This is a genomic window from Micromonospora parva (assembly GCF_040649675.1).
Classification (GTDB): domain Bacteria; phylum Actinomycetota; class Actinomycetes; order Mycobacteriales; family Micromonosporaceae; genus Micromonospora; species Micromonospora parva.
This window is the reverse complement of record NZ_JBEZFX010000001.1, coordinates 377,842-392,217: the sequence shown is the minus strand read 5'-3', so window position 1 is coordinate 392,217 and position 14,376 is coordinate 377,842. Positions and strand designations below refer to the sequence as shown.

Annotated in this window: 9 protein-coding genes; 6 read left to right on the top strand and 3 right to left on the bottom strand. The window is 70.4% G+C overall.

All coding sequences use genetic code 11. The features are described 5' to 3' along the window. Window positions 1-9: 9 nt before the first annotated feature. Together AB0C03_RS01730 and AB0C03_RS01725 are read right to left on the bottom strand one after the other, a co-directional pair. The gene (locus AB0C03_RS01730; RefSeq protein WP_357633529.1) at window positions 10-2,796 is read right to left on the bottom strand and encodes an alpha-L-fucosidase; all 2,787 of its coding nucleotides are present in this window, start codon (window positions 2,794-2,796) and stop codon (window positions 10-12) included. 65 nt (window positions 2,797-2,861) lie between these two features. Further along, complete coding sequence (locus AB0C03_RS01725) at window positions 2,862-5,654, bottom strand: glycosyl hydrolase family 95 catalytic domain-containing protein (RefSeq protein WP_357633526.1); 2,793 nt, start codon at window positions 5,652-5,654, stop codon at window positions 2,862-2,864. A 391-nt stretch (window positions 5,655-6,045) separates the two neighbouring features. On the opposite strand from AB0C03_RS01725, the gene AB0C03_RS01720 reads away from it, so the two are divergent. Next, a complete protein-coding gene (locus AB0C03_RS01720; protein WP_030333654.1) occupies window positions 6,046-6,717 on the top strand; it encodes a FadR/GntR family transcriptional regulator in 672 nt (223 codons plus the stop codon). A 143-nt stretch (window positions 6,718-6,860) separates the two neighbouring features. Here AB0C03_RS01720 and AB0C03_RS01715 read toward each other — a convergent pair whose 3' ends face one another. Further along, window positions 6,861-7,592, bottom strand: a complete 732-nt coding sequence (locus AB0C03_RS01715) for a FadR/GntR family transcriptional regulator (protein WP_030333656.1) — start codon at window positions 7,590-7,592, stop codon at window positions 6,861-6,863. A gap of 138 nt (window positions 7,593-7,730) precedes the next feature. Here AB0C03_RS01715 and AB0C03_RS01710 point away from each other — a divergent pair, with 138 nt between their 5' ends. From AB0C03_RS01710 to AB0C03_RS01690, 5 genes are all read left to right on the top strand, one after another. Next, a complete protein-coding gene (locus tag AB0C03_RS01710) occupies window positions 7,731-9,356 on the top strand; it encodes an ABC transporter substrate-binding protein (RefSeq protein WP_357633523.1) in 1,626 nt (541 codons plus the stop codon). Window positions 9,357-9,461: 105 nt separating this feature from the next. Beyond that, a complete protein-coding gene (locus AB0C03_RS01705; protein WP_357633520.1) occupies window positions 9,462-10,418 on the top strand; it encodes an ABC transporter permease in 957 nt (318 codons plus the stop codon). Continuing rightward, the gene (locus tag AB0C03_RS01700; protein ID WP_357633517.1) at window positions 10,418-12,376 is read left to right on the top strand and encodes a dipeptide/oligopeptide/nickel ABC transporter permease/ATP-binding protein; all 1,959 of its coding nucleotides are present in this window, start codon (window positions 10,418-10,420) and stop codon (window positions 12,374-12,376) included. Before AB0C03_RS01705 ends, AB0C03_RS01700 begins: the two co-directional genes overlap by 1 nt. After that, complete coding sequence (locus tag AB0C03_RS01695) at window positions 12,373-13,440, top strand: oligopeptide/dipeptide ABC transporter ATP-binding protein (protein ID WP_030333665.1); 1,068 nt, start codon at window positions 12,373-12,375, stop codon at window positions 13,438-13,440. Before AB0C03_RS01700 ends, AB0C03_RS01695 begins: the two co-directional genes overlap by 4 nt. After that, window positions 13,437-14,375, top strand: coding sequence for a dihydrodipicolinate synthase family protein (locus tag AB0C03_RS01690; protein ID WP_210863453.1), 939 nt, complete (start codon window positions 13,437-13,439; stop codon window positions 14,373-14,375). The genes AB0C03_RS01695 and AB0C03_RS01690 overlap by 4 nt, the downstream gene beginning before the upstream one ends. Window position 14,376: the final 1 nt, after the last annotated feature.

The window sequence follows — 14,376 nt, the reverse complement described above, 5'->3', positions numbered from 1 at the left end:
GGTTGGGAATCAGCAGGACGCCGGGTTGGCGGTGCTGTCGGTCGCGTACGCGGTGAGCGTCGCGATCTGCGGTACGCCGCGCGCGGCGGTGACCCGCAGCCGCAGCCGGTCACTCGTCACGGCGGTGGACAGCGCAACGATCCGCTTGTAGCCGACCGTCGCGGCGGCGGCGACCTGTTGCCAGCCCCCGTTGATCCAGGCGTCCACGGCGAACGCCTCGACGCGCTGGCCGTTGCCGACCGACTCCTGCACCAGGACCCGGTCGAACGTGCGGGCCCGGCAGGCGGTCAGCTCGACCGCGCCGGTGAGGGCGCCGCCCGAGGGCGACCAGGACGTGCCCAGGCCCGCGTCGGTGAGGGCGGCGTGGGTGCCGGTCGCACCCGCCTTGGCGAACAGCTCCCGGCCGTACCGGGCGCGTTGCGCGGTGCCGAACCCGTCGAGGGCGCTGACGTCCGGCGCGTCGATCACGCCGGCCCGGTTCGGCGGGACGTTGAGCAGGAGGTTGGCGTTGCGGCCCACCGCGTTCTCGTAGAGCTGCATCAGGGCGGCCGGCTGCTTGACCGAGCCGTTCTGGCCGGAGTGCCAGAACCAGCCGGGCCGGATCGACACGTCCGCCTCGGCCGGGTACCACGACAGGTAGGTGATCGAGCCCAGGTTGCGGCCGATCAGCGCGCTGGAACCCAGGTCACTCGACGCGGCGCCGGTGAGCATGTCGTCGTCCCGGTTGAGCGCACCGGGATCGGTGCCCCGGAACGGCAGCGCGCTCCACTCGTCGGCCCGGAACGCCCCGGACTCGGAACCGACCCAGCGCACGTCCGGCCCGTTGATCGCGATCGTGGCGTTCGGTTGCAGGGCCCGGATCAGGCGGTACCAGTCACCGACCTGGTACGGCTGCGGGTACGCGGTGTACGGGTTGGCGCCGTCGAACCACACCTCGGCCATCGGCCCGTACTCGGTGAGCAGCTCGTAGAGCTGGTTGAGGAAGTAGGCGTTGTAGTCGTCGGCCTGGTACGCGTACGTCTGGGTCGGGGTGCGGGTGTCCCCGGCGACGAGCGTCGGGATGGTGACGCTCCGTTTGGCGCTGCCGTTGCCGAACCGGTCGCCACCGCGTCGGCCGGGGATCTCCGCGCCGTCGGCGGGGGAGAGGTAGAAGCCGACGGCGAGACCTGCCGCGCGGGCGGCGTCGACGGTGGCCCGCAGGATGTCGCTCTGGCTGGTACGACCCCACCAGGGGCTGCTGCGCACCGAGTGGGTGCTGTAGCGCGACGGGTAGAGCAGGAACCCGTCGTGGTGCTTGACGGTGAGGATGACCTGCTTGAACCCGTTGCGCTTGAGCACGTCTATCCACTGGGCGGGGTTGACTGTCGTCGGGTTGAACTGGGCCGGGTCCTCGTTCCCGCTGCCCCACTCGACGTCGGTGAAGGTGTTCATGCCGTAGTGCAGGAACGCCGTCAGCTCCCGTTGCTGCCAGGCCAGTTGGGCGGCCGACGGGGTGACCTGGGCGGCCTTCTGCCGGATCCGGTCGAGGGTGTCGCACCGCTCGACGGTGATGACGGTGGCCGGGGTGACCGGGCCGCTGCTGCCCGGGTCGCCCGCGCAGCCGGGCGGCGGCGGGGTGCCCCCGCAGACCGGCGCGTCGAGCTGGAAGTCGACCGGACCGGCGGCGCCGGTCATCGTCGCGAGGGCGATGGCGTCCACAGTGCCGTGCCAGCCACGGTTGCGGGTTCCGGCGTCGTTGCCGAAGGTCAGCAGACCCTGCGACGCGTTGGCCGCGGCCACCGGTGTGGTGACGGTGCTGCCCACCTGGCAGCCGTTGACGTACGCGACGAGCCGGGCCGCGGTGTCGCTCACGTACTCGTAGGCCAACGCCACGTGGGTGTCCTGCGTGTCGGCCAGGTTCGGCCCGCTCTGCCGGGTGTCGTGGTACGGCGCGTCCGGTCCGTACATACCGAACTCGGTGGTGGTCTGCGAGCCGTTGGAGTAGCGGTAGTAGCCCCCGCCGGCGAGGCTGAGCACCGTGTCGAAGCTCAGCGTGGCGGCGCTCTGGCGGCGTACCACCGCCTCGGCCAGCAGGCTCCGGTTGACGTACTTCGTGCTGGTCACCGGGATTCGTGGGGAGAACCCGACGCCGGTGCCACCCCCGGTGAGCGTGACGGCCGAACCGCTGATCGTCTCGCTGCCGGCCAGTCGGGTGAGCTGCCCGTCGACCAGCTCACCCGTCGACGGCGTGTAACCGGTGGTGGAGGTGAAGGTGCCGCTGAAGCCGACGTCGAGAAGCGGTTGGTAGTCGGCGGCGGCGACCCGCCACTGCTGGTTGGTGGCCGTGCCGCAGGGCCAGAGGATGACGGCGGTGTTGTTGGTGGTGCCGCCGCCGTTGGCGTCGAGGCAGGTGCCGGTGGCCTGGTTGCGCAGCGTTCTCGCGGTGGTGTCGTACGTCCATCGTTGGCTGGTGGCGGTGCCGCAGGTGGTGATGGTTGCTGCGGCACCGTTGGTGGTGCTCGCGGCGGCGAGGCACTTGCCACGGTTGCGGATGGTGTTGTCGGCCTGTCGGGTCCAGATCTGGTTGGTGGCGGCGGTGCAGTCCCAGAGGATGAGGGCGGTGCCGTCGGCGGTGGCACCGCCGGGCACGTCGACGCAGCGCCCACTGGCCACCCCCGTGATCGTGGCGTTCCCCGGGGCGGCGGCGGCCGGTGCCGCCGGTGGGGTGAGCTGGACCAGGCAGGTGGCGAGCACTGCCAGAGCGGCCAGGGCGGCACCGCTCGCGCGCGCGGGATGGCGGCGCAGGGTACGGGTCATGGTGGTGTCCTCTCCGGGAACGGGCAGGGAGGGGCGGTGCGGGTGGGTGGCGGCTGGGCCCGGCGCTACATCAGCCACTGCTGGTTGGTGGCGGTGGTGCAGGGCCAGAGGATGACGGCGGTGTTGTTGGCGGTGCCGCCGCCGTTGGCGTCGAGGCAGGTGCCGGTGGCCTGGTTGCGCAGCGTTCTCGCGGTGGGGTCGTACGTCCATCGTTGGCTGGTGGCGGTGCCGCAGGTGGTGATGGTTGCGGCGGCACCGTTGGTGGTGCTCGCGGCGGCGAGGCACTTGCCACGGTTACGGATGGTGTTGTCGGCCTCGCGGGTCCAGACCTGGTTGGCCGCTCCGGAGCAGTCCCACAGGATGAGTGCGGTCCCGTCGGCGGTGGCCGCACCCGGCACGTCGACGCAGCGTCCACTCGCCACACCGGCGATCGTGCCGGTCGCGGCCGTGGAGACGGCCTGGTAGCGGTGCCCGGCCACGGCTGTGAACGTCACCTGGCTGCCCGATCGGGTCACCGGCACGGTCTGGTTGGTGGTCAGGTCGACCAGCGACGCGGTCGCCAGCATCGGGTTACGAACCGTCAGGGTGCCGCCGCTGCCGGCGGTCAGCGTGATCCGCGTGGCCAGCCGGTTGCGCCACTCGGTGTCCACAGTGACGTTGCCGCGTGCCCGCAGACCGCTGACCGAGCCGGTGGGCCAGGCCGCCGGCACGGCGGGCAGGACGTCGACGACGCCGTTCTGGCTCTGCAACAGCATCTCCGCCATTCCGGCGGTGGCCCCGAAGTTGCCGTCGATCTGGAACGGCGGGTGGGTGTCGAACAGGTTGGCGAGCGTGCTGCTCTTGAGCTGCTCGCTGAGCATCTTGTGGGCGTGGTCGCCGTCGAGCAGCCGAGCCCAGAAATTGATCTTCCAGGCCTTGCTCCAGCCGGTGCCACCGTCACCGCGTGCGGTGAGGGACACCTTGGCGGCGTTGGCCAGGGCCGGGGTGGTCAGCGGTGAGATCTGCCGGCCCGGGTGCAGGGCGTACAGGTGCGAGACGTGCCGGTGGTCGTTCGTGGGGCTGTCCCAGTCCGCCTTCCATTCCTGCAACTGGCCCCAGGATCCGACCCGCAGGCCGGGGTCGAGTTTGCTCAGCGTGGTCTGCCACTGGGCGCGCAGGGTGGTGTCGACGCCGAGCGTGCTGCTCGCCTCGATGGTGTTGGTGAGCAGGTCCCAGACGATCTGCTCGCTCATCGCCGCGCCGGCCGAGAAATCACCCTGCTCGGGCGAGTAGCTGGGCGTCACGACCAGTTTGCCGTCGCGCGGGTCGACGCGCAGGTTGGCCCGCCAGAACTCGGCGGCCTCCTTCATCGCCGGGTACGCCTGATCGCGCAGGAACGTGGTGTCGCGGGTGAAGCGGTAGTGCTCGTAGAGGTGCTGGCACAACCACGCGGCAGCCTCCGGGAACCAGAAGGCGGTGGCCCAGTCCTGCACGCCGGTGAAGCCGTACGGGTTGGTGCTGAGGTGGGTGACCCAGCCGGTCGTGCCGTAGATGTTCTGCGCGGTGGCCCGGCCGGGTGCCCGCAGCGCGTCGATGAAGTCGAACAGTGGCGTGGCGGTCTCGGTGAGGTTCGTGGTCTCCGCCGGCCAGTAGTTCATCTGGACGTTGATGTTGGTGTGGTAGTCGGCCTGCCAGGGCGGGTTGTTGGAGTTGTTCCAGATGCCCTGGAGGTTGGCCGGCAGCGAGCCACCGCGCGACGACGCGATGAGCAGATACCGGCCGAAGGAGAAGTACAGCGACTCCAGCGCCCGGTCCTGGGCCCGTCCGGCGGCGCCCGTGTACGCCGACCGCAGTTCGTCGGTCGGGATGTTCGGCATCTGCCCGCCCACGTTGAGCCGGACGCGGTCGAAGAGGTTCTTGTAGTCGGCGAGATGGGCCGCGCGCAGCGCTGCCCAGGTGGAGGCCGCCGCGCCGTCGACCGCCTGGGTGACCCGGGCGTGCGGGTCCGCGCCGCGGTAGGTGGGGTAGGTGTCGGCGTACGACGTCGCGGCGGACAGCACGATGAACGCCGAGTCGGCGCCGGTGACGGTGATCCGGTCGGTGCCGTCGGTCCGGGTGCCGCCGGTGGTCACCACCCGGTACTGGGTCTCGTGGATCAGCCCGTTGCCGGGCAGTGCGCCCCGGGTGGTGATCCGGCCGTTGGCCACCGTCACGGTGGTGCCGGACTGGGCCGAGACGGGACGCAGGACGAAGGAGACCTTCCCGGTCTGGCTGGCCGAGAGCCGGGAGGCGATCACGTTGCGCGGGTAGCTGGCGAAGTACTCCCGCTGGTAGGTCACCCCGCCGTGGGAGTACGCGACGCGGGCGGTGCCCTCGGCGAGGTCCAGCTCGCGTCGGTAGTCGCTCACGGTGGCCGGGGCGCCGGTCATGTCGAGGTACATGTCGGCGAGGTTCTGGTAGGAGCCGAACCCGGTCGCCGGTTGCCCGAGCGCGGTGGCGACCGCGCCGGGCGCCATCCGTCCGTCCCGGTCGATCTGGGCCTGCACGCCGGCCAGGGCTCCGGGCCGTGGTGACGTCCAGTTGCCGTGGTGGTATCCGGTGGCGCCGGGTCCACCCGTCCACAGGCTCTTCTCGTTGAGCTGAAGGCGTTCGGTCTGGACGCCCCCGAAGATCATGGCGCCGAGCGCGCCGTTGCCCACCGGCAGCGCGTTGCTCTCCCAGTTGGCGGCGGGTTCGTCGTACCAGAGCGCGAGGGCGGGGTCGCTGGCGGCGGCCCCGGCTGGAGCCGCGCTGACGGACACGGACGTCAGGCACGCGGCCACGAGAAGGGATGCGGCTGCGGCCCGCAGGACCGTCCGGAAACTGCCGGTCTCGAACATAGGGCCTCCTCTATGTGAGAGGAGTTAACATGGGATGTTTATTTTTGTCAATGGATCGGATTCGTCCACATGATGCGCTGACTTGCGGAGAGGCGGCGACCTTGACGGGCAGCCCGTCAGGTCATCTCGATCTGTTGCCGGATGGGCGAACACCTGATACACATCAGATGTCGGAGGTCGTAGACGCGGAAACACCCGATGTTTGCGGGAGGCGGCTGGTCCTGTGGGTTGACCTGACCGGCCCCGGGGCGGGGGCCGGCGTCACGGCTTTCGACTGCCGATCTGCCTGCTCGCCGGCAGCTGCGGGCGGGGGCACCGCCGCGCGCGTCTGCCAGCTCAGGGTGTAATCCTCCCGGTCACGGCAACGGCTCACCCCTACCCGGAGGCAGCGATGGCGCTCACCGACGAGGCGATCGGCAAGATCAAGAACATGATCACCTCGGGCGAACTCGGCCCCGGCGATCGACTGCCCAAGGAGGCGGACCTGGCCCGCCGGCTCGGCCTGTCCCGCAACTCCCTACGGGAAGCGGTGAAGGCGCTGTCCATCATCCGTGTCCTGGACGTCCGCCAGGGCGACGGCACCTATGTCACCAGCCTCGCCCCACAGTTGCTGCTCGACATGCTCGGCTTCGTCGTGGATTTCCACCGCGACGACACCGTGCTGGAGTTCCTGGAGGTCCGGCGGATCCTCGAGCCCGCCGCCACGGCGTTGGCAGCGCAACGGATGGGTGCCGAGGCGATCGCCAACCTTCAGGCCGTCCTCGACGACGTCGGCGACACCAGCGACGTGGAGACGCTGGTCGCCAACGACCTGGAATTCCACCGCCAGATCGCCGTCGGCGCCGGAAACGCCGTGCTGTGCTCGCTGCTTGACGGGCTCTCCGGCTCCACCACCCGGGCCCGCATCTGGCGTGGTGTCACCCAGGAGGGCGCCGTCACCCGAACCCGTGAGCAGCACCAGGCGATCGTCGACGCGATCACGGCCGGGCAGGCCGATCTGGCGCGCTCCTGGGCCACAGTGCACGTCGCCGGTGTCGAGGAGTGGCTCCGCCGGGCACTGTGACCGATCCCGCTCGGTGCCGCGGCGATCCCGGCGCTGCGGTGACGGTTCGTCGAACGTCTCAGGGCGGCGACGGTCTCCTGTGTACGAGACACAGGGGACGGTGCGCCGCCGCTGGACCGCGGATGGACGGCGGGTGCCCGACGTCAGGCCCGCACGACGCGGGCGATGCTGGCCCGGATGGGCGCGTAGTGCTCGGCGATGGCAGCCTGCAGACGCGCCACGTCCCCGGCGGCGACCGCCTGCACGATCGCCCGGTGCCGCTGGGCGGTGATCAACCGGTCCTCCGGCTCGGTGCGCAGCGTCGGAGCGACGATGGCCTGCACCTGCCAGAACGCCTCGGTCAGCTGGAGGATCAGGTCGTTGCCGAGGGGTTCCAGCAGCTTCACGTGGAAGGCTCGGTCGACGTCGAGGAAGTCCATGCCCTGGGCGGCCAGGCTCTCCATCTCGTCGGCGAGCGCGGAGAGGGCGGCCTGGTGCTCGCTGTCGAGGACGGCGATGACCTGGGCCGCCAGCCCCTGTTCGAGGGTCTGCCGGACGTCGACGACCTGCCCCAGCACGTGATGGTCCTCCTCGCCGCTGAGCAGGCCGCGGAAGGTCAGGCCCTCCACGAGCGCGGCGAGGGACATGCGGCCGACGAAGGTGCCGTGCCCGTGCCGCACCTCGACGATGTCGAGGGCGGAGAGAATCTTGACGGCCTCGCGGACGCTTGAGCGGCTCGCGCCCACCGCCTCGCACAGCTCCGCCTCGGTGGGCAGGATGTCCCCCGGCTTGAGGCGGTTGCGCAGGATGTACTCCTTGATCTTGGCCCCCACCTCCTGCCGGCGGGGACCGGGGCGCTCCGCACCGCGTAGCGGGGATGCGTCAATGGTCGTCATCTGCCACTTGCCCTTCGTTCACGGATCTGACACGCTCACCCTATCGGCATCAGATGTCTGACGTCAGACCCCATTATCTTCGAATCCCTCAGCGCGAGCAGCACCGCGAGCGCATGAAGAGCCTATGGAGGCAGCTACGTGAGCACCACCATTGAGCCAAAGGAGAGTCGGCGCTGCCCCCCGCGCCGGCTCCGTTCGTTGGCAGTCGCGTCCACCGCGGCAACCCTCGCTCTCGGACTCGTCGCCTGCAGCGGCGGCCCGGCCTCGACCAACGCCGTCGAGGGAAGCGGGGGGAAGAAGTCCATCGAGACCACCCTCGCGTTCACCCTCTCTAGCGGGTTCGACCCGGGGAACGCCTCGTCGGCGGTGGCGACGGCGGTCAACCAGCACATCTTCGAGGGCCTGATCGATCTTGACCCGGTTACCCGGGAACCTTACCGCGCGCTCGCCAAGGAAGACCCGGTGGCCAGCGCCGACGGGCTCACCTACACGGTGGCGGTGCGCGACGGCGCCAAGTTCTCCGACGGCACCCCCGTCACCGCCGAGGACGTCGCCTGGTCCTTCACCCGCGTGCTGAAGCCGGCCGACCCCAAGGCCCCGCCGCTGATGCAGGGGTTCGTGTCGTTCATCGACTCGGTGACCGCCAAGGACGCGACGACGGCCGAGTTCAAGCTCAAGTACCCGTTCGCCCTGTTCGCCGAGCGGATCGCCGTCATCAAGGTGCTGCCGAAGGCGAAGACCGCCGACCCGGCCGCGTCGAAGGCGTTCGACACGGCGCCGATCGGCTCCGGCCCGTTCAAGCTGGACAGCGCGTCCAAGGAATCGGGCGTCAAGCTCAGCACGAACCCGAACTACAACGGCCCGCGTCCGGCCAAGGTCGAGACGATGACCTGGAACACCACCTCCGAGGCCTCCGCCCGGGTGTCGGACCTGCAGGGCGGTCGTGTCCAGGCCATCGAGTCGGTGCCGTACCTGAACGTCGACTCGCTCAAGGACAAGTACACCGTCGATGTGAAGCAGGCCTTCAACCAGGTCTTCCTCATGTTCAACTCGTCGGCGGCGCCGTTCAGCGACAAGCGGGTGCGCCAGGCGCTGCACTACGCGATCAACAAGGACGAGGTCATCAAGACCGCCCTCAACGGCTACGGCACCCCGGCGACGAGCTACCTGGACGAGGGCAACAAGGACTACCAGAAGGCCGCCACCGTCTACGACTACAACCTGGAGAAGGCCAAGAGCCTGCTTCAGGAGGCCGGTGTCACGAACCTGTCGTTCCAGCTCGACACCACCGACAACTCGGTAGTGAAGGACGTCGCGCCGCTGGTCATCGAGCAGTGGAAGAAGATCGGCGTCACCGCCAGCCTCAACACGGTGCCGTCCTCGGCCATCTACGGTGACATCGTCCCGAAGGACACCTTCCGGGTGCTGATGGCCACCGGTGACCCCAGCGTCTTCGGCGTCGACACCGACCTGCTGATGCGCTGGTTCTACTACGGCGAGACCTGGCCGGGGCAGCGTTACCGGTGGAGCGCCGCGGACCGCAAGGCCATGGCCGACCTGCTCGACAAGGCGGCGCAGACCTCCGACGAGGCGGCCCGCAAGGCGCTGTGGAAGCAGGCCCTGGACAAGGTGGCCGACGAGGCCCCGCTGTACCCGATCCTGCACACCAAGGTCGTCACCGCGTACGACCCGGCGAAGCTCTCCGACTTCTCGGGCGCGGCGACCACCGGTCTGTACTTCCTGGGCTCCAGCCGAAAGGGCTGAGCTCCGCCTCGGGGGCCCGGACCCCGACCCCTCCGCGTCCCGCCCAGCCCCTGTCCCTCGGGCTGGGCGGGACGTCCCGGCGGCCCTCGACGAGAGAAAGACACCATGCTGAGCGTTCTGAGCCTGGTCACGCGACGACTCCTGACCCTGATACCGCTGGTGCTGGGCATCACGATCTTCGTATTCGTGATCATGCAGTTCTCCCCGATCGATCCCGCGCTGTCCGTCCTCGGTGACCAGGCGACCCCCGCACAGGTGGCCGCGTTCAAGGCCGCCAACGGGCTCGACGACCCGCTGCCCCTGCGCTACCTGCACTTCCTGGGTGACCTGCTCCGGGGTGATCTCGGCGTGACCTTCCCGCCGTCCGTCCCGGTCGCCGACAAGATCGCCACCGCGCTGCCGCTGACCATCCAGCTGACGGCCCTCGGGATCGTCGGCGCGCTGGTCATCGCGCTGGCCCTCGGCATCCCCGCCGCGCTGTACCGCGACCGCTGGCCCGACCAGGTCATCCGGTTCGTCTCGATGGCCGGCATCGCCATGCCGTCGTTCTGGCTCGCCCTCCTGCTCATCCAGGAGCTGTCGGTCCGCCGCCCCGTCTTCCCGACCGGTGGGTACGTCAACCCCGGCGACTCGTTCTCCCTCTGGTTGCAGTCCCTCGCCATGCCCGCGCTGGCGCTCGCCGTGCCGGTCGGCTGCTCACTGGCCAGAATCGTGCGCACGTCCATGGTCGAGGAACTCGACAAGGACTACGTGCGTACCGCCATCGGCGCCGGGCTGCCGCCCCGCGTGGTGATCGGACGCAACGTGCTGCGCAACGCGCTCGTCAATCCGCTCACCGTGCTGGGCCTGCGGATCGGCTACCTGCTGGGCGGCACCGTCGTGATCGAGGCGATCTTCTCGTTGCCCGGCATGGGCACCCAGATCATGAGCGCGGTGCAGCAGAACGACACAGCCCTCGCGCAGGGCACCGTGCTGACCATCGCCATCTGCTTCGTCCTCGTGAACCTGGTGGTCGACATCCTCTACCTCTTCGCCAACCCTCGACTGCGCGGAGCCCACTGATGCGTCGCACACTCACCGCCCGGCTGTCGACCCCCGGCATCGCCTTCAAACGGCTCAGCGTCACGGCCCGGATCGCACTGAGCTTCGTCCTGCTCATCGTCGTCGTGGGCATCTTCGCGCCGCTGATCCTGCGGCACGACCCCGCGCAGGCCGGGCTCGGTCCCGCGCTCACCGGGCCGAACGGTGACTACTGGTTCGGCCTGGACAAGCTCGGACGCGACGTGTTCTCGCGGCTGGTCGCCGGCACCCGACGGTCGTTGATCGTGGGCTTCGGCAGCGCCGGTATCGCCCTGGTGGTCGGCGCCATCCTGGGCGCGCTGGCCGGAACCAGCCGGCCCGCCGTCGACGAGGTGGTGATGCGCTGCCTCGACGTCGTCATGGCCTTCCCCGCCATCGTGCTCTCCGCCCTGCTGATCATCTCGTTCGGCAAGAACAGCCTCGTGGTCCTCGTGGTCGCGATCGGCTTCGTCTTCGTGCCGTCGATCGCGCGGATCGTGCGCGCCAACGTGCTCTCGCAGTACCGCGAGGACTACGTCGCGGCCGAACGGATCATCGGCGCGCGGCGACCGCACATCCTCTGGCGGCACATCCTGCGCAACTGCGCCGCCCCGATCCTCGTCTTCGTCACCGTCATGGTCGCCGACGCCATCGTGTTCGAGGCGTCGCTCTCCTTCATCGGTGGCGGGCTGGCACCCCAGGAGGCGGCGTCCTCGTGGGGCTCGGTGATCGCCTTCGGCAAGGAGATGGTCCAGATCGGTGGCTGGTGGGCCACGTTCTTCCCCGGCCTGCTGATCCTGCTCACCGTGCTCGCCCTGAACGTGCTCTCCGAGGGGATGTCCGACGCCTGGGCCGCCCCGGCGGCGCGGCGCGCCACCACCACGAAGAAGGGCGACGCGCAGGAGGAGGCGCAGCCCGGCTCCGGTGAGGTGGTGCAACTGCCCGGCCTGGCCGAGGCGGCGCAGCGGCTGCGCGAGCGGGCCCGCCCGCTCCCGCAGGGCGAGCCCGTCCTGGAGGTCCGCAACCTGTCGATCGGGTTCGAGGGGCGCCACCGCGGCGTCGACATCGTCGACGACCTGACCTTCGACGTGCGCCCCGGCGAGGTCCTCGGCCTGGTGGGGGAGTCCGGCTCCGGCAAGTCGCTGACCTCCCTCGCCGTGATGGGCCTGCTGCCGCAGGGCGCCCGGGTACGCGGCGAGGTCCGCTTCGCGGGCACCGACCTGCTGACGGTGAGCACCAAACGACGCCGTGCCCTGATGGGGCGCGAGATCGCGATGGTCTACCAGGACGCCCTCTCGGCGTTGAACCCGTCACTGCGCATCGGCCCCCAGCTCGCGCAGATGATCAGCCGTGGCGGCACCCGGTCGGCCCAGGAGCTGATGGAACTGGTCGGTCTGGACGCGCAGCGCACCCTGTCCGCGTACCCGCACGAACTCTCCGGTGGGCAGCGGCAGCGTGTCGTGATCGCGATGGCGCTGTCCCGGGACCCGCGGCTCATCATCGCCGACGAGCCGACCACCGCGCTCGACGTCACGGTCCAGGCGCAGGTCATGGAGCTGCTGCTGCGGCTGCGCGGCCAGCTCGGCTTCGCGCTGATCCTGGTCAGCCACGACCTCGCGCTGGTCAGCGACGTCGCGGACCGGGTCGTGGTGATGTACGGCGGGCAGATCGTCGAGAGCGGCGTCACCGCCGACGTGGTCGGCGCGCCGGCGCACCACTACGCGCGTGGACTTCTCGGTTCCGTGCTGTCCCTGGAGGCCGGCGCGGACCGGCTCACCCAGATCCGCGGTGTGGTGCCGTCGCCAGCCGACTTCCCGGCGGGGTGCCGGTTCGCCGACCGCTGCCCGATGGCCAGCGAGGTCTGCCGGGAACAGACGCCCCGGCTGGAGGGCGACGCCGCCCACCGGTACGCCTGCCACTACCCCGCCGTCACCGTCAGGGAAGAGGAGCTGACCCGATGAGCGCGTCCCACCAGTCGATCGTCGAACTGCGTGACGTGCACGTGGTCCACCGCACCCGAGGGGGTGGCCTGTTCGGCCGCGAGCGGGTGTACGCCCTCACCGGCGCGGACCTGAGCGTGCGTGCCGGCGAGACGATCGGCGTCGTCGGCGAGTCCGGCTGCGGCAAGTCCACGATGGCCAAGGTTCTGGTGGGCCTGCAACGGCCGACGAGCGGCACTGTCGCCTTCGCCGGCAAGGACGTGTGGTCGATGAGCGCGGCGGAACGCCGACTGCACATCGGCGCCGGCGTCGGCATGATCTTCCAGGATCCGGCCACGTCGCTGAACCGGCGGATGCCGGTCCGCGACATCCTGCGCGACCCGCTCGACGTGCACCGTCGCGGCACCCGCACCACCCGCGAGGAGCGGGTCAGGGAACTGATGGCGCTGGTGGGGCTGCCCCGGTCGGTCGCCGACGTGCTGCCCAGCCAGCTCTCCGGTGGCCAACGCCAGCGGGTGTCCATCGCGCGCGCCCTGGCCCTGGAGCCGGGGCTGGTCATCGCCGACGAGCCGACCAGCGCCCTCGACGTGTCGGTCCGGGCGCAGATCCTCAACCTGCTCCTGGACCTCAAGGAGCGGCTGAACCTGGCCATGGTCTTCGTCTCGCACGACATCCAGACGGTCAAGCGGATCAGTGACCGGGTGGTCACCATGTACCTCGGCCGGATCGTGGAGCAGACACCCGCCGCCGGGCTCCCCGAGGTCGCCCAGCACCCGTACACCCGGGCGCTCTTCTCCGCCACGCCGGGGCTGCTCTCGCCGCTCGACCCGATCCCGCTCGTCGGCCCCGTCCCGCTCGCGACCCGCCCGCCCACCGGCTGCCCGTTCCGCACCCGCTGCTGGAAGGCCACTGACGGCTGCGCCATCGAGATGCCACCACCCACGACGGGCGACGGTGGCGCCGGTTACCACGAGTTCCGGTGCTACCACCCCGTTCCCGCGGGATCCAGCAACGCCGAACTGGTCGAGCTCGCCCGAGCGTCGACCGGTCGCACCACCCCCCTACATGTCGAGGAGTCAGCGTGACCACCCCTGCCCCGCGGTTCGCCGGAGTCGTGCCGCCGGTCGTCACCCCCCTGACCGAGGAGGGCGCTGTCGACGTCGCCTCGCTTGAGCGACTCGTCGAGCGGATGCTCGCCGCCGGCGTCGACGGCATCTTCGCCCTCGGCAGCTCCGGCGAGACGGTGTTCCTCACCGACAGTCAGCGGGACCAGGCTCTGGAAACCGTGGTGAAGACCGTCGGCGGGACCGTACCCGTCATCGCCGGGTGCATCGAGCCGACCACCCGCCGGGTGCTCGACCGGGCCGACGCGTCGACGCGGCTGGGTGTCGACGGGCTGGTGGCCACCGCCCCCTTCTACGCCATCGTCGGCCCGCACGAGGTCGAGCGGCACTTCCGGTCGCTCGCCGCGTCGGTCGAGCTGCCGCTGCTGGCGTACGACATTCCGGTCTGCGTGCACACCAAGCTGTCGCCGGGTCTGCTGAGCCGGCTCGCCGTGGAGGGCGTCCTCGCGGGCGTCAAGGATTCCAGCGGCGACGACGTCTCCTTCCGCCAGCTGGTGCTGTCCATCGCGGAACACGCGCCGGACGCCGGCTTCAGCCTGTTGACCGGCCACGAGGTGGTGGTCGACGCGATGATGCTCGCCGGTGCCTCCGGTTCCGTCCCCGGCCTGGGCAACGTGGACCCGGAGGGTTACGTGCGACTGCACCGGGCCTGCGTGGCCGCCGACTGGGACACCGCCCGCGCGGAGCAGGACCGACTGACCCGGTTGTTCCGGATCGTCGACGCTGCCGACCCGGCGACGGCGGCGGGGGCGACCCGGGGCGTGGGCGCGTTCAAGACCGCCCTGGCCCTGCTCGGCGTCATCGACAGCAACGCCGTGTCGCTTCCGCTGCGACCGCTCGACGCGGACGAGACGGCGCGGGTGCGGGGCCACCTGGAACTGGCGGGACTGCTCTAAC